This is a genomic window from Streptomyces cyaneochromogenes (genome assembly GCF_003963535.1).
Classification (GTDB): Bacteria; Actinomycetota; Actinomycetes; order Streptomycetales; family Streptomycetaceae; genus Streptomyces; species Streptomyces shaanxiensis.
In genome coordinates this window covers 6,883,278-6,897,660 of record NZ_CP034539.1, presented here as the reverse complement: position 1 = coordinate 6,897,660, position 14,383 = coordinate 6,883,278, and the positions used below count along the sequence as shown (strand labels likewise).

The window sequence follows — 14,383 nt, the reverse complement described above, 5'->3', positions numbered from 1 at the left end:
TCTCCTTGTTGGGCCCGAAGTTTCACTTGGGGGGGATGGGGACTCCCCCCTGAAAGAGGTGAATCCTCTGCACGACCCAACTGGGCCGTCGTAAGTACGTACTGCGTATTGAGTTGCTGCTAGCTCGCCAGTCGGCGGCCGGCGTCCTCGATGCGGTCCGCGAGGGAGCCGTTGATGACCTCGTCGCCGACCTGCACCCGGATACCGCCGACGACCTCGGGGTCCACGTCGATGTTGAGGTGCATCGTGTGGCCGTAGAGCTTCCCGAGAGCGGCGCCGAGGCGCTGCTTCTGCCTGTCGCTCAGCGGCACCGCCGTGGTCACGACGGCCACCAGGCGCTCCCGGCGCTCGGCGGCGAGCTTGGACAGGGACTCCAGTCCCGACTCCAGGCTACGTCCACGCGGCACGGTCACAAGACGCGTCACCAGACGCTCGGTGGTCGCCTTGGCCCGACCGCCGAGCAGGCTGCGCAGCAGCTCGCTCTTGGCCGAGGTGGTGGCGGCACGGTCGGTCAGCGCGGCGCGCAGCCCGGTGCTCGAGGCGACGATCCGGCCGAACCGGAACAGCTCGTCCTCGACGTCGTCGAGCGTGCCCGACTTCTGGGCGGCGGTGAGGTCGGCGGTGTCCGCCAGCTCCTCCAGCGCGTCCACCAGGTCGCGGGACTGCGACCAGCGGGAGCGCACCATGCCGGCCAGCAGGTCAGCGGTCTCGCCGCCGACCTGGCCGCCGAGCAGGCGCTGGGCCAGCTCGGCCTTGGCCTCACCGGCCTGCGCCGGGTCGGTCAGGACCCGACGCAGCGACACCTCGCGGTCGAGCAGCGCGGTGACGGCGGCCAGCTCGTCGGCGAGCCGTCCGGCGTCCACGGACGTGTTGTCCGTCAGCGCGTCGAGTCGCTCGCGTGCGGCTGCCAGGGCCTCGCGGCTCGCTCCGTTCATCGTCCGGCCTCGGCCTTCTCCTCGAGCTCGTCGAGGAAGCGGTCGATGACACGGCTCTGCCGGGCGTGGTCCTCGAGGGACTCGCCGACGAGCTTGCCCGCCAGGTCGGTGGCGAGCTTGCCGACGTCCTGGCGCAGCGCGGACGCGGCGGCCTTGCGGTCGGCCTCGATCTGGGCGTGACCGGCGGCGACGATCTCCTCGCGCTGCCGCTGGCCTTCCGCGCGCATCTCGGCGATGAGCGTGGCGCCCTGCTCCTGCGCCTCCTGGCGCAGACGCGCGGCCTCGTGCCGGGCCTCGGCGAGCTGGGCCTTGTACTGCTCAAGGACGCTCTGGGCCTCGGTCTGAGCGGCCTCGGCCTTCTCGATACCGCCCTCGATGGCCTCGCGACGCTCTTCCAGAACCTTGTTGATGTTCGGGAGGAGCTTCTTGGCGAGGAAGCCGAAGACGATGACGAAGGCGATCAGGCCGATGACAACTTCCGGCCACGGCGGAATGAGGGGGTTCTCCTTGTGCCCCTCCTGCGCCAGGATCATGGCGACGTCGTTCACGTCAGTGCCTTTCGTCGAAAGGGTCGGTCGTCAGGGCTCGTCTTAGTAGACGAACGGCATGACCAGACCGATGAGGGCGAGCGCCTCACAGAAGGCGAAGCCGAGGATCTGGTTGGCACGGATCAGGCCGGCAGCCTCGGGCTGACGGGCAAGGGCCTGGGTGCCGTTACCGAAGATGATGCCGACGCCGACGCCGGGGCCGATGGCCGCGAGACCGTAACCGACGGAACCGAGGTCACCGGTGACAGCAGCGAGGGTGGAGGCCATGAGAGTTCTTCCTTCTCTTTACGGACCGGTGGGGGTTGGCCACCGGACGGCTGTGGGATTCGAAAGCGGGGGTGCTCAGTGGTGCTCGGCGAGCGCGCCCTGGATGAAGGTGCAGGTCAGCAGGACGAAGACGTACGCCTGAACGGCCTGGATGAAGAGCTCGAAGGCAGTCATGACGATGACCATCGTGAACGACACGGCCGAGTAGGCGATGCCGACGCCGTTCAGCATGTACCAGCTGGCGATCGTGAACAGCAGCAGCAGGGTGTGACCGGCGAACATGTTCGCGAAGAGTCGCACCGCGTGCGTGAACGGGCGGACCAGCAGGTTCGAGGCGAGCTCGATCGTCATGGACAGCGGGAGCACCGCGCCCAGCGACTTGTCGTAGCCGCTGAAGTTCTTGAAGGCACCGACGAATCCGTGCCGCTTGAAGGTCAGCGAGACCCACAGGATGTAGACGATCAGGGCCAGGACCAGCGGGTAGGCGATGATCGACGTCACCGGGAAGGCGGCGACGGGGACGATCGACCAGAGGTTCATCATCCAGATGAAGAAGAACAGCGAGACGGCGAGCGGGACGTACTTCTCGCCCTCCTTCTTGCCGATCGTCTCGTAGACGATGCCGCGGCGGACGAAGTCGTAGCCGGACTCGACGACCATCTGGAGCTTGCCCGGGACGACGCTCGGCTTGCGGAACGCCGCCCAGAAGACGCCCACCACGATGATCGAACCGAGCAGAGCCAGCAGCATCGGCTTGTTGAAGTAGAAGGCGTTGCCGTCCGCGTCGCCCATGAGCGGCTCGAACAGGAACGAGTGCAGGCCCGGAGCGACAGTGTCGAAGCCACATCCGTCGAAGAGGTGGCAGTTCGTGTCGAAGGCGAGCACCTGCGTCGGGTCAGCACTCACCGCGGGCTCCTTCATCGTGGCGCATAGGTACGGCAACCTCGTTGTGTCGGCGCGGCGGACAGCCGCGGTTCGGCACGGGACTGGTGTTTCGGATTTGGGGGCGGCTGTGGGGCATCTCGCCTCGCGATTGAGCAGGCGTCAGCTCAGATGCCCGCGCCCGCGATGCCGCAGTTGGCACCGGACGATAGCAGGACTTCTCGAGCGGCTTTATCCCGGCCCTACCCCTCACGACGAGGGCCCCGTCTTTTCGGGCTTGTCGCCGTTCGACGAGCTGCCCGAATCGGGTTCGACGTAGAGGATCTTGGCCTTCATGTGGGCGCGCGTCTGCGCGGCGATCCACACGAGGGTGCCGACCACAAGCGTGATCGCGAAGGCCCGGGGGTTGAACAGCGTCGTGTTCTTGAAGATGGAGAGGAAGACGAACAGCAGCAGGATCTGGGCCGCGTAGAGCATCAGGCCCATCGCCTGAAACAGGTGCGGAAGCGATTTGGCAGTGCGCTGCAGAACGTAGAGACCGATCCCCATGAACAGGATCACGACCAGCGTCGCGACGACCGCCCCGACCGCCCCGTCGCCACCGGCAACCACACCGCTGACGACGGCGGCAACAGCGCCGACGGCGGCTGTGGGAACAGCAGCCTGGAGCAAGGTCCGGACGTCATTGGACGGCATGGCGGCAACTCCGCTTTCACGGTGGGGGCAGGGTGTCGTCATGGACGAGCGTAGTCCCGGGCTGAGAGAGAACCTCACGCCAATGGACCGTCGCACTACGGCCCTTCGGCTCTATCCGGGGGTTCTCGTGAACCGTATCACAAACTATTTGATGAGGTCTTTACCTGGAGCTGTGCTGGCCGTCACACATGAGAGTGACAGTGCGCGTCTGTGCAGAAACGCAGCCCACTTGTCTGGTATTGGGATGCTTCGCTACCCCATGACTTGGCAATGCTCTAGTCAGATTCTTACCTTGGGCGCGCTCTTACCTTGACGCGTCAGCGCGACGATCCGGCCTTCCGCCGGTCCAGGAAACGCGAACGGGCGCCGATGGCGGTCGCGCCGTTCACGCCGGCCACACCGGCGGCCACAGGGGTGCGCGGCTCCTCCTCGGCCGAGGAGTCCGCCGTGAGGTCGGTCTGCGCTTCGGCGGAGGCCGACTGCGGCGTCGTGGCCGCCGGCTCCGCGACGGCCCTGCGGCGGCGGTAGCGCGGCGGCACGAAGGCCTCGGCCCAGCGCGGGGTGCGCGGCGTGAAGCGGGGCAGCAGAAGCAGCACGAGCCCGATGGCGCTCAGGAACACCACGCCCAGCACGATCCACATGGACGCCGAGTTCACGGAGTAGGCGAGCGCGCCGAAGGCGATCAGCGCCGACCAGAAGTACATGATCAGCACCGCGCGGCTGTGGGAGTGGCCGATCTCCAGCAGACGGTGGTGCAGGTGCCCCCGGTCGGCGGCGAACGGCGACTGGCCGCGCCAGGTGCGGCGCACGATCGCCAGGACCAGGTCGGCGGCCGGCACCGCGATGATCGTCAGCGGCATCAGCAGCGGGATATAGGCGGGCACCATCTGGTGCACGGTGTTGCGCTCCGAACCGGAGAACAGGTTCAGCCTGTCCGGGTCGATCTGCCCGGTGATGGAGATGGCCGAGGCGGCCAGCACCAGGCCGATGAGCATCGAGCCGGAGTCCCCCATGAAGATCCGCGCGGGGTGCATGTTGTGGGGCAGGAAGCCCACGCACATGCCGATCAGAATCGTCGCGAAGAGCGTCGCGGGGGCGGCTTCCTCGATGCCGTAGCCGTACCAGACCCGGTACGCGTACATGAAGAAGGCCAGGGACGCGATGCACACCATGCCCGCAGCGAGGCCGTCGAGTCCGTCGACGAAGTTGACCGCGTTGATGGTGATGACGACGAGCGCCACCGTCAGCAGGGTGCCCTGCCATGGAGTGATGGCGACCGTGCCGACACCCGGGATCGGCAGCCACAGGATCGTCAGACCCTGCATGACCATGACGCCGGCGGCGATCATCTGGCCGCCCAACTTGATCAGGGCGTCGATCTCGAACTTGTCGTCCAGCACGCCGATCAACCAGATGAGCGCCGCTCCGGAGAGCAGCGCCCGCGGCTCGTTGGACTTCTCGAAGACCGTACTGAGGTTTGTCAGGTGGTCGGCGACCAGCAGGCCCGCGCACAGGCCGAAGAACATCGCGATCCCGCCGAGCCGCGGAGTGGGCTCCCGGTGCACGTCGCGTGCCCGGATCTCCGGCATCGCTCCGGCCACGATCGCGAACTTCCGTACCGGCCCTGTCAGCAGATACGTCACCGCGGCCGTGATGCAGAGCGTCAGCAGGTATTCGCGCACGGGCTGCTCCCTGGCGTTTCGGTCTCGACCAAGCCAGTAGCTTAGACCGTAGCGCGGTCGTCCCCGGTTCGCGGTTCAGGCCTGCGCAGCCCTGGAAGGGCCTTACGGGGACCGAACACAGGTGTACTCAGGAGCAACAGGGCCGCCGGTCCGAGAACGATCGCCATCTCAGTGGGACTCGCCACAGCCACGCTGTTCACGGGTACGGCGACCCACCATGCGACCACCACGGCCAGAGCCGTCACGGCGACGCCCGCCGCGCCCCTCATCGCCAGTTCCCGGTGCTCGTTGAGCTCCGGCACCGGAAGACGCCTGTTCCACGCGCCCACCAGCAGCAGCTGGGCCCTGTCACCGGACTCGCGGGACGATCGCGCCGAGAAGCGCACGAAGCCCCGGGTCGGCCACGGCCGCACCGGCCCGCCGGGTGTGCTTCGCACCGGGCGCCCGGTCGCCGCTCAGCCCGGTCTCCCTCAGGGCCGCGCACGAGCCGAGGAGGTCCACGCGACCGCCGGTTCTCCTCGCGATCAGCCCCATCGACAGGGCTCCGTCGGGCAGGGCCTCCTGGACTCCACGCCGGGCGGCACCGGCAACGACCCGGAAGACCGGGACAACTGGAAGTCGGACGACGACGGCAACCCGCGGACCGTGGAGAGCGGTAAGGGTGCCTACATCGCGAGGATGCAGGTGTGCTGCCGACCGGGATTTCTGGCTTCAGGAATACGGCGGGAATGTGCGGGTGAGTTCCCGGACCTCTTCACGAATTCCGGGTTCCTGGCGAAGTGCCGCCACGAGCAGCGCCGCGATGCGCGTCATCTCGCTCTCCCCCATGCCCTGCGTGGTCAGCGCCGCCGTGCCGAGGCGCAGGCCGCGGGCGTCGCCGTGCGGCAGCGCGCAGCAGTCCAGCACGATCCCGGCCGCCGCGAGCCGTCCGCGCGCGCTGCGGCCGTCGACGCCGAGCGGGGCGGGGTCGGCGGTGATGAGGTGGGTGTCGGTGCCACCCGTCGTGACGACGAGCCCCTCCTCGGCCAGCGCGGCCGCCAGCCGCCTCGCGTTGGCGACCACCTGATGGGCGTACGCGGTGAAGGCCGGTGTCGCCGCCTCGCCGAACGCCACGGCCTTCGCGGCGACGGCGTGCATCTGGGCGCCGCCCTGGGTGAACGGGAAGACAGCGCGATCGACGCGCTCGGCGAGGTCCGAGCCGCACAGGACCATGCCGCCGCGCGGGCCGCGCAGCACCTTGTGGGTGGTCGCGCACACGACATCGGCGTACGGCACCGGATTCGGCGCGGCTCCCCCGGCGACGAGCCCGATCGGGTGGGCGGCGTCGGCGATGAGATACGCCCCCACCTCGTCGGCGACCTCGCGGAAGAAGGCGTAGTCGATGTGCCGGGGGTAGGCGATGGAGCCGCACACGATCGCCTTGGGCCGGTGGCTCAGGGCCAGGGTGCGTACCTGGTCGTGGTCGATGAGGCCGGTCTCGGCGTCGACGCCGTAGGGGACGAAGTCGAACCAGCGGCCGGAGAAGTTCGCGGGCGAGCCGTGCGTGAGGTGGCCGCCGTACGGCAGCCCGAGGGCGAGGACGGTGTCGCCGGGCCGCAGCAGGGCGGCGTACGCGGCGAGGACGGCCGACGAACCCGAGTGCGACTGCACGTTGGCGTGCTCGGCCCCGAACAGCGCCTTGGCCCGCTCCACGGCGAGCCGCTCGGCGACGTCGACCATCTCGCACCCGCCGTGGTACCGGGCGCCCGGATACCCCTCCGCGTACTTGTTGGCGAGCGGCGACCCGAGAGCCGCCAGCACGGCCGGCGACGTGAAGTTCTCGGCGGCGATGAGCTGGAGCGTCGTCGACTGCCGGTCGAGCTCCCCGAGCAGGATGTCGGCGACCTGCGGGTCCTGGCGGCGCAGGATGTCGGCCTCGATGGCATGGGTGACCGTCATGGTGGGCTCCGGGGCGTCGACGGTGACGTACGTCCAATGTAGGCCGGGGAGCCCGGGTGCGCCCGGTGTTGTCACTTCCTCGCGGCCACCTGTGTGAGCGCCGTGAGCGCGGGATGCGGCGCCTCGTACGTCTCGGACCCCGCCCGCCGGCTCACGTCACGCCCGCGCGGCAACCCCCGTCAACGCCGTCACCACCGGATCCAGCGCCTCGTGTATCTCGCCCCCGACCGACCGGAAGAACGGCAGCGGTGCTCCGTACGGGTCGTACACCTCGTCCGCCTCCGCCGTCGGGGCGAGGAGCCACCCGCGTAGAGCGGCCGCCGCACGGACCAGGGCCCGGGCGCGGATCACCACGCCTTCCTCCAGGGGAGGCAGCGTCGCCGGGTCTATGGCCTTCACCAGGCGGGTGAACTCCTTGAGGGTGAAGGTGCGCAGGCCCGCCGAGTGGCCCATGGAGATGACCTGGGCGCGGTGGTCGCGGGTGGCGGTCAGGACCAGGTCGGCGCGGATGACGTGCTCGTCGAGGAGCTCACGGCCGACGAAGCCGGAGGCGTCCGCGCCGAAGTCGGCGAGGACCGTCTCCGCGTTCGATTCCATGGGCGCGCCCTCGTGGCCCCAGGTGCCCGCGCTCTCCACGATCAGCCCGCCGCCGAGCACACCGAGCCGCTGCGCCACGAAATGACGGGTCAGCCGCTCGGTGATCGGCGAGCGGCACACGTTGCCGGTGCTGACGTGGAGGATGCGGAAGCTGTCGCGCGGGAGTCCGACGAATGTCGTCGTGATCTCGGCCGCGCCTTCCCCGTTGCCTATGCCACGCCCCGCTTCAGGGGCTGTCAATTGGCCACCTCGAGGTCGGGTACGACCTTGCGCAGCTCGTCCGCGGAGATCGCCCCCGCGCGCAGGAGGAGGGGCACCTCGCGCGTGACGTCGACGATCGACGACGGGACGTTGCCGGGGGTCGGGCCGCCGTCCAGGTAGACGGAGACCGAGTCGCCGAGCATCTCCTGCGCGGCGTCACAGTCCTCGGGGGCGGGGTGGCCGGTCAGGTTCGCCGACGACACCGCCATCGGGCCGACCTCGGTGAGCAGCTCGATGGCGATCGGGTGCAGTGGCATGCGCACGGCAACCGTGCCCCGGGTGTCACCCAGGTCCCACTGCAGCGACGGCTGGTGCTTGGCGACCAGCGTCAGCGCGCCCGGCCAGAACGCGTCGACCAGCTCCCAGGCCAGCTCGGAGAAGTCGGTGACGAGACCGTGGAGCGTGTTCGGGGACCCGATCAGCACAGGGGTGGGCATGTTGCGGCCGCGCCCCTTGGCCTCCAGCAGATCGCCGACGGCCTCCTTGGCGAACGCGTCGGCCCCGATGCCGTACACCGTGTCGGTCGGGAGGACCACGAGCTCGCCACGGCGGACGGCGGACGCGGCTTCACGCAGACCCGTCGTGCGGTCGGTCGCGTCGTTGGTGTCGTATCGCCGTGCCATCTAGCGGGCCTCCTCATACACGAAGTACACGTACTGCGGGATCGAAGTCTGCGGGGCGGTCACGGCATCGCCTTGCGGGCGGTCGCGAACCTCGGACGGTTGTTGAGGTCGGGATGGTCGGCCGCGTCGGCCCAGCCCCGCTCCTCGGTGAAGATCCACGGCACCTGGCCGCCCTGGGTGTCGGCGTGCTCGATGACGACGACGCCGCCCGGGCGCAGGAGCCGGTGCGCGGTCCGTTCCAGACCGCGGATGAGGTCGAGGCCGTCCTCGCCGGAGAACAGGGCGAGTTCGGGATCGTAGTCCCGCGCCTCGGGAGCGACGTACTCCCATTCGGTGAGCGGGATGTAGGGCGGGTTGGAGATGACCAGGTCGACCTGGCCGTCGAGGTCGGGGAAGGCGTCGAGGGCGTTGCCCTGCCGCAGGTCGACCCTGGACCCCTCCACGTTCTTCCGCGTCCACACCAGGGCGTCCTCCGACAGCTCCACGGCGTGCACGCGGGAGCGCGGGACCTCCTGGGCGAGGGCGAGCGCGATGGCGCCGGAGCCGGAGCACAGGTCGACGATGCAGGGCTCGACGACGTCCATCGCGCGCACCGCGTCTATGGCCCACCCGACCACCGACTCGGTCTCGGGGCGGGGCACGAACACCCCGGGCCCGACTTGGAGTTCGAGATAGCGGAAGTAGGCCCGCCCGGTGATGTGCTGAAGCGGCTCACGCTGCTCGCGACGGGCGATGACCTCCCAGTAGCGGGCGTCGAAGTCCGCGTCCTTCACGGAGTGCAGCTCGCCCCGCTTCACGCCGTGCACGAACGCGGCGAGCTCCTCCGCGTCGTTGCGCGGCGAGGGCACGCCGGCGTCGGCCAGCCGCTGGGTGGCCTGGGCTACCTCAGCGAGCAGCACGCTGCGGGGACTTGAGGGTCGCCCCCCAAATGTTGGCTGCACGCATGTCCTCCGGTACTTGCTCGTACGTCCTTTACGCGGCTGCGAGCTTGGCGGCCGAGTCCGCGTCGACGCAGGCCTGGATCACCGAGTCGAGGTCGCCGTCCAGGACCTGGTCCAGGTTGTAGGCCTTGAAGCCGACCCGGTGGTCCGAGATGCGATTCTCCGGGAAGTTGTAGGTACGGATCTTCTCGGAGCGGTCGACCGTGCGGACCTGGCTGCGGCGGGCGTCGGCGGCTTCCTTCTCCGCCTCCTCCTGCGCCGCGGCAAGCAGCCTGGAGCGCAGGATACGCATCGCCTGCTCCTTGTTCTGCAGCTGGCTCTTCTCGTTCTGGCAGGAGGCGACGACTCCGGTCGGAATGTGCGTGATGCGCACCGCGGAGTCGGTCGTGTTGACGGACTGACCACCCGGGCCGGACGACCGGTACACATCGATCCGGAGGTCGTTCGGGTTGATCTCGACGTCGATCTCCTCGGCCTCGGGCGTGACCAGCACACCGGCCGCGGAGGTGTGGATACGGCCCTGGGACTCGGTCGCCGGCACCCGCTGCACGCGGTGCACACCGCCCTCGTACTTCAGCCGCGCCCACACACCCTGCCCGGGCTCGGTGGCACCCTGGCCGCCCTTGGTCTTCACCGCGACCTGGACGTCCTTGTAGCCGCCGAGCTCGGACTCGGTGGAGTCGATGATCTCGGTCTTCCAGCCCACGCGCTCGGCGTAGCGCAGGTACATGCGCAGCAGGTCCCCGGCGAAGAGCGCGGACTCGTCGCCACCGGCCCCGGCCTTGATCTCCAGAATGACGTCCTTGTCGTCACTCGGGTCGCGCGGGACCAGCAGCAGGCGCAGCTTCTCGGTCAGCTCCTCGCGCTGCTTCTCCAGGTCCTTGACCTCGGCCGCGAAGTCCGGGTCGTCGGCGGCGAATTCCCGCGCGGTCTCGATGTCGTCGCCGGACTGCTTCCAAGAGCGGTACGTGGCGACGATCGGGGTGAGCTCGGCGTAGCGCTTGTTCAGCTTGCGCGCGTTTGCCTGATCGGCGTGGACCGACGGGTCGGCGAGCTTCGTCTCCAGGTCGGCGTGCTCAACGACCAGGTCCTCGACGGCCTCGAACATCTTGGGGCTCCTGTGTCCGTACGTGTGTGAAGGGCGGGCGACCAAAAACGCCGGTCCCGGCGCGCCTGAGTAGGGCGCGGCCGTGGACCGGCGAATTGGAGCTCGCTACTTCTTGGAGCCGGCAGCAGCCTTGCCGAAGCGGGCCTCGAAGCGGGCCACACGGCCACCGGTGTCGAGGATCTTCTGCTTGCCCGTGTAGAACGGGTGGCACTCGGAGCAGACCTCGGCACGGATGGTGCCGCTGGCGATCGTGCTACGGGTGGTGAACGACGCGCCACAGGTGCAGCTGACCTGCGTCTCGACGTACTCGGGGTGGATGTCGCGCTTCAAGGTGTCTCCTAGTTTCGGGAGGGCGCCGGGTCGCAGCCGCGGGATGCGGGAGCGTGAACCGGAGCCGACGTACCAGTCTGCCAGGACTGGTGTCCATCAGCCAAAACCGGGGGTGGCTGTGGGGTATTCCCTGCGAGGGGGGCGGGTTCGCCCAGGGGGGTGCCGCTTGATCGCCGTGGGCGTGTGCGGGTCGGTTGTGGCTGGTCGCGCCCACGCGGCGGAGCCGCATATCGATACAGCCCCGCGCCCCTAAGCGGCGTTCACCACGCCGTCGGCATCACCGGTCGCCGTGCCCTTGGTGGCCGCCTTCGGGATCACCCTGTCTTTCTTCAAGGCCTCCCACACCATCTTCGCCTTCGCCTCCGCCACGATCACCCGGTTCGGGTCCGCCGGGTCGTACCGGACCGGCATCGTGACCATGTTCATGTTCTTGGAGCTGATGCCCTTGAGGCCGTTGGCGAAGGACATCAGGGAGTTGACCGTGCCGAGGTCGGAGTCGGTGGTGACCGTCTTGGTGGCGGTGTTGGCCAGGTCGTAGAGCCTCTTGGGGTTGCCGAAGAGGTTGATGTCCTTGACCTGGTTGATCAGGGCCTTGATGAAGGCCTGCTGGAGCTGGATGCGGCCGAGGTCGGAGCCGTCGCCGACGCCGTGCCGGGTGCGGACGAGGCCGAGGGCCTGCTTGCCGGTCAGCTCGTGGGTGCCGGCCTTGAGGTTGAGATGGCTGTCGGGGTCGTTGATGTTCTTGGTCGTGGTGACCTCGACGCCGCCGAGCTCGTCGATGAGCTTCTGGAAGCCGGAGAAGTCGACCTCCAGGTAGTGGTCCATGCGGATGCCGGTGAGGGACTCGACGGTCTTCACCGTGCAGGCGGCACCGCCCGTGGAGTAGGACTCGTTGAACATCACGCCGGACGCGGCGTCGTGGGTGTCGCCGTTGGTGTCGGTGCACTTGGGACGGTCGACGAGGGTGTCGCGCGGGATGGAGACCACGCTGGCCTTCTTGTGGCCCTCGTGGACGTGGACGATCATCGCCGTGTCCGAGCGGGCGCTGCCGTCGTCGGCGCCGCCGCCGAGCTTCTTGTTGCTGCCGGAGCGGGTGTCGGAGCCGAGGACGAGGATGTTCTCCGAGCCGTTGTCGACCTTCTCCGGCCGGTCGGTGCCGAGGGCCTGGTCGATGTCGACGCTCTTGATGTTGCCGTTGAGCTTGAAGTACAGGTACCCGGCGCCGGTGCCGCCCAGGACCACGATTCCGGCGGCCGTCCAGGCCATGATCAGCAGTCCCTTGCGCTTGTCGCGCGGCTTGCGACGGCGGCCCTTGGCGCGGTGGCGCGGGCTCGTGGTGCCGGCATCACCCGGTATGCCGGGCTCCGGCGTGCTCTCGGCGGACACTCTGCTCCTCGGTTCTCGTCCGGTCGGTTACCCCCTGCATCAAGGGTCAGGCGTGGCCATTTGGCACTTACCACACCATCGTGACCCCGTCCGGTCAGACGGGGAAACTCGGAGAAGGGTTGCACAACGGACCGTGCCCACCGCCGGGGAGCGGTGGGCACGGTCCGTAGTCGGTGAAACCGGGCGTACCCGTCTCACCTGCGATGTCAGCCGAAGATGTCGTACTGCTTGAAATCGGTACCGACGGACTTCGGTGTGGCAAAGATCTCGCTGGTGGCCTTACCGGTGCCCGGGTACAGGTAGAGCGTCCCGGCGGAGTTGCGGGCCAGGAAGTCGGCCTTGCCGTCGCCGGTGACGTCACCGACGGCGTCGAAGCCGTTGTAGGTCGCCCAGGTGCGCACCTTGATCCGGGTGGCGAAGGCGCCCGTGCCGGCCGTGCCGGTGCCCTTGAACAGGTAGATGTAGCCGCCGGACGAGCTGCGCGCGATCAGGTCGGCCTTGCCGTCGCCGGTGAAGTCGCCGTGGCCGCGCAGGGAGTTGTACTGGTTCCAGCCGGAGCCGACCTTCACCCGGGTCCCGAACGTGCCGTTGCCGTTGCCGGGGTAGATCCAGAGGTAGCCGCCGGAGTCGACCGAGAGCAGGTCGGGCTTGTAGTCGCCGGTGACATCACCGGGGACGACGATGCGGGTGCGGGTCTTCCAGTTGTCGGCGATCTGCTTGGTGGCCCAGGTGCCGCTGGCCGGCACGTAGTGCGACCAGAACACGTCGCCGTCGGCGCTGCGCCGGTACAGCAGGTCCTGGTAGCCGTCCCGGTCGAGGTCGGTCTGCAGGACGACGTTGACGCCGTCCCAGTTGCCCCAGGACTCGCGCGCGGCGAACGAGGTTCCGTTGGAGTCCTTCGAGTAACCGGTCTTGGTGGACGCGTTGCGCACCCACATGTCGGCCCGGTGGTCACCGCTGATGTTGGTGTCGTCGACCCGCGGGTAGGCGGCACCGACATAGCTGCTGACCTTGGCGAAGACGCTGTACGCGCCCTCGGCCACACAGTCCTGCACACCCCAGGAGACGACACCGACGATCCGGCCGTTCACGACGAGCGGCCCGCCGGAGTCACCGTTGCAGGCGGAGGTCGTACCGCTGTCGCTGCCGCTCGCCGGCGTGCCCGCGCAGACCATGTGGCCCTTGATGAACTCGCTGCCGTAGTAGCCCGCGCAGGTGGTGTCGGACTGGATCGGCAGCGTGGCCGTCTTCAGCGTCTCGGAGATGTCCTGGCTGGTGGAGCTGGTCCGGCCCCAGCCGTAGACCTTGGCGCTCGTCCCGGCGGCGTACGAGGCGGTGTCGCCGGACGTCGTCATACGGATCGGCGTCGCCTTGACCGGGTTGGCCAGGGTGACGACGGCGATGTCGTTGTCGATCGTCGTCGAGCTGTACGACGGGTGGTTCCACTGCCGGTGCGGCAGCGTGACGGTGCCACCGTGCAGGTCGGTGTTGCCGGCGTCGTCGGTGGTCGGCAGCTGGGCGGTGCCGGTGACGACGGCGCCGTAGTTGTACCAGTCGTAGCCCTTGACGCAGTGCGCGGCGGTGAGGATCTTCGTCGGCGCGACGACGGCGCCTCCGCAGAAGAACCCGAGGTCGTCGGCCTCGTCGGTGGTGCCCTGGTCGTCGTAGTACCAGAGCTGCGCCATCCAGGGCGCGGAGGTGATGGTGGTCTCGGTCCCGCCGATGACCATGGGGCTCACGGTGGAGTCGTCGGAGGAGCTGGTGGTGCTCGCGCCGTACGACGACTTCTCGGTCGTCTCCCCCGCGGTGTCGTCACCGGCGACGGCACCCGCGACGCGCCGCTCCAGCTCGGCGAGCGAGGCGGAGCTGGTGGCGGGCTTCACGGTGGGCTCGGGCAGCGCGGTCGCGGCCCCCGCGGACGAGGTCAGCAGCGCGGCGGCGACGGCCGCGGCCACACCGGCGGCGGCGACGGGCAGCCCGATACGTATCCGGCGTCTGTGACGACCGCTGCCGGACATGGTGGTGGTCAAGAAGGTCCCCCCAGGGATGCGTGAGTAGGAAGGGGCGCACGGGATGCGCCCGTCCCTATCAGCGCCAAAAGGCCGCCCCCCGTCACTGTCTGACGGGGGGCGGCCTTTACGCCCCAAGGGGCGCGGGGAACTGCGCGACCAGCCTCAAGCCGACCCGCG

Annotated in this window: 15 protein-coding genes; all 15 read right to left on the bottom strand. The window is 68.9% G+C overall.

The window, feature by feature from the left end:
• Positions 1–119: 119 nt before the first annotated feature.
• On the bottom strand, positions 120–935 hold the full coding sequence (locus EJ357_RS31590; RefSeq protein ID WP_126395087.1) for a F0F1 ATP synthase subunit delta: 816 nt from the start codon (positions 933–935) through the stop codon (positions 120–122).
• Positions 932–1,468, bottom strand: coding sequence for a F0F1 ATP synthase subunit B (locus EJ357_RS31585; protein WP_126400307.1), 537 nt, complete (start codon positions 1,466–1,468; stop codon positions 932–934). Before EJ357_RS31585 ends, EJ357_RS31590 begins: the two co-directional genes overlap by 4 nt.
• 57 nt (positions 1,469–1,525) lie before the next feature.
• Complete coding sequence (atpE, locus tag EJ357_RS31580; RefSeq protein ID WP_126395086.1) at positions 1,526–1,750, bottom strand: ATP synthase F0 subunit C; 225 nt, start codon at positions 1,748–1,750, stop codon at positions 1,526–1,528.
• A gap of 75 nt (positions 1,751–1,825) precedes the next feature.
• A complete protein-coding gene (atpB, locus tag EJ357_RS31575; RefSeq protein WP_126395085.1) occupies positions 1,826–2,671 on the bottom strand; it encodes a F0F1 ATP synthase subunit A in 846 nt (281 codons plus the stop codon).
• 210 nt (positions 2,672–2,881) lie between these two features.
• A complete protein-coding gene (locus EJ357_RS31570; protein ID WP_126395084.1) occupies positions 2,882–3,328 on the bottom strand; it encodes a hypothetical protein in 447 nt (148 codons plus the stop codon).
• Positions 3,329–3,645: 317 nt separating this feature from the next.
• Positions 3,646–5,010, bottom strand: a complete 1,365-nt coding sequence (locus EJ357_RS31565; RefSeq protein WP_126395083.1) for an MraY family glycosyltransferase — start codon at positions 5,008–5,010, stop codon at positions 3,646–3,648.
• Positions 5,011–5,358: 348 nt separating this feature from the next.
• Positions 5,359–5,544, bottom strand: a complete 186-nt coding sequence (locus EJ357_RS31560; protein ID WP_126395082.1) for a hypothetical protein — start codon at positions 5,542–5,544, stop codon at positions 5,359–5,361.
• Positions 5,545–5,721: 177 nt separating this feature from the next.
• The gene (locus EJ357_RS31555) at positions 5,722–6,948 is read right to left on the bottom strand and encodes a serine hydroxymethyltransferase (RefSeq protein ID WP_126395081.1); all 1,227 of its coding nucleotides are present in this window, start codon (positions 6,946–6,948) and stop codon (positions 5,722–5,724) included.
• A gap of 156 nt (positions 6,949–7,104) precedes the next feature.
• Positions 7,105–7,785 (bottom strand): arsenate reductase/protein-tyrosine-phosphatase family protein, encoded by a 681-nt coding sequence (locus EJ357_RS31550; RefSeq protein WP_126395080.1) that lies wholly within the window; start codon positions 7,783–7,785, stop codon positions 7,105–7,107.
• Positions 7,782–8,429, bottom strand: a complete 648-nt coding sequence (locus tag EJ357_RS31545; protein ID WP_031485833.1) for an L-threonylcarbamoyladenylate synthase — start codon at positions 8,427–8,429, stop codon at positions 7,782–7,784. Before EJ357_RS31545 ends, EJ357_RS31550 begins: the two co-directional genes overlap by 4 nt.
• A gap of 59 nt (positions 8,430–8,488) precedes the next feature.
• Positions 8,489–9,328: a peptide chain release factor N(5)-glutamine methyltransferase gene (gene prmC / locus EJ357_RS31540; RefSeq protein WP_126395079.1), complete on the bottom strand. Its 840-nt coding sequence runs from the start codon at positions 9,326–9,328 to the stop codon at positions 8,489–8,491.
• Between the two features lie 73 nt (positions 9,329–9,401).
• On the bottom strand, positions 9,402–10,478 hold the full coding sequence (prfA, locus tag EJ357_RS31535) for a peptide chain release factor 1 (protein ID WP_126395078.1): 1,077 nt from the start codon (positions 10,476–10,478) through the stop codon (positions 9,402–9,404).
• 105 nt (positions 10,479–10,583) lie between these two features.
• On the bottom strand, positions 10,584–10,808 hold the full coding sequence (gene rpmE, locus EJ357_RS31530; protein WP_030944953.1) for a 50S ribosomal protein L31: 225 nt from the start codon (positions 10,806–10,808) through the stop codon (positions 10,584–10,586).
• Positions 10,809–11,057: 249 nt separating this feature from the next.
• Positions 11,058–12,194: an LCP family protein gene (locus EJ357_RS31525; RefSeq protein ID WP_126395077.1), complete on the bottom strand. Its 1,137-nt coding sequence runs from the start codon at positions 12,192–12,194 to the stop codon at positions 11,058–11,060.
• Between the two features lie 206 nt (positions 12,195–12,400).
• Entirely contained in the window at positions 12,401–14,212 is a 1,812-nt protein-coding gene (locus EJ357_RS31520) for a trypsin-like serine protease (protein WP_126400305.1), read from the bottom strand.
• Between the last annotated feature and the right edge of the window lie 171 nt (positions 14,213–14,383).

Excerpts from the sequence above, each read along its gene's own strand:
- EJ357_RS31590 (WP_126395087.1), bottom strand. The coding sequence starts at position 935 with ATGAACGGAGCGAGCCGCGAGGCCCTGGCAGCCGCACGCGAGCGACTC.
- EJ357_RS31585 (WP_126400307.1), bottom strand. The coding sequence starts at position 1,468 with ATGATCCTGGCGCAGGAGGGGCACAAGGAGAACCCCCTCATTCCGCCG.
- atpE (WP_126395086.1), bottom strand. The coding sequence starts at position 1,750 with ATGGCCTCCACCCTCGCTGCTGTCACCGGTGACCTCGGTTCCGTCGGT.
- atpB (WP_126395085.1), bottom strand. The coding sequence starts at position 2,671 with ATGAAGGAGCCCGCGGTGAGTGCTGACCCGACGCAGGTGCTCGCCTTC.
- EJ357_RS31570 (WP_126395084.1), bottom strand. The coding sequence starts at position 3,328 with ATGCCGTCCAATGACGTCCGGACCTTGCTCCAGGCTGCTGTTCCCACA.
- EJ357_RS31560 (WP_126395082.1), bottom strand. The coding sequence starts at position 5,544 with ATGGGGCTGATCGCGAGGAGAACCGGCGGTCGCGTGGACCTCCTCGGC.
- EJ357_RS31555 (WP_126395081.1), bottom strand. The coding sequence starts at position 6,948 with ATGACGGTCACCCATGCCATCGAGGCCGACATCCTGCGCCGCCAGGAC.
- EJ357_RS31545 (WP_031485833.1), bottom strand. The coding sequence starts at position 8,429 with ATGGCACGGCGATACGACACCAACGACGCGACCGACCGCACGACGGGT.
- prfA (WP_126395078.1), bottom strand. The coding sequence starts at position 10,478 with ATGTTCGAGGCCGTCGAGGACCTGGTCGTTGAGCACGCCGACCTGGAG.
- EJ357_RS31520 (WP_126400305.1), bottom strand. The coding sequence starts at position 14,212 with ATGTCCGGCAGCGGTCGTCACAGACGCCGGATACGTATCGGGCTGCCC.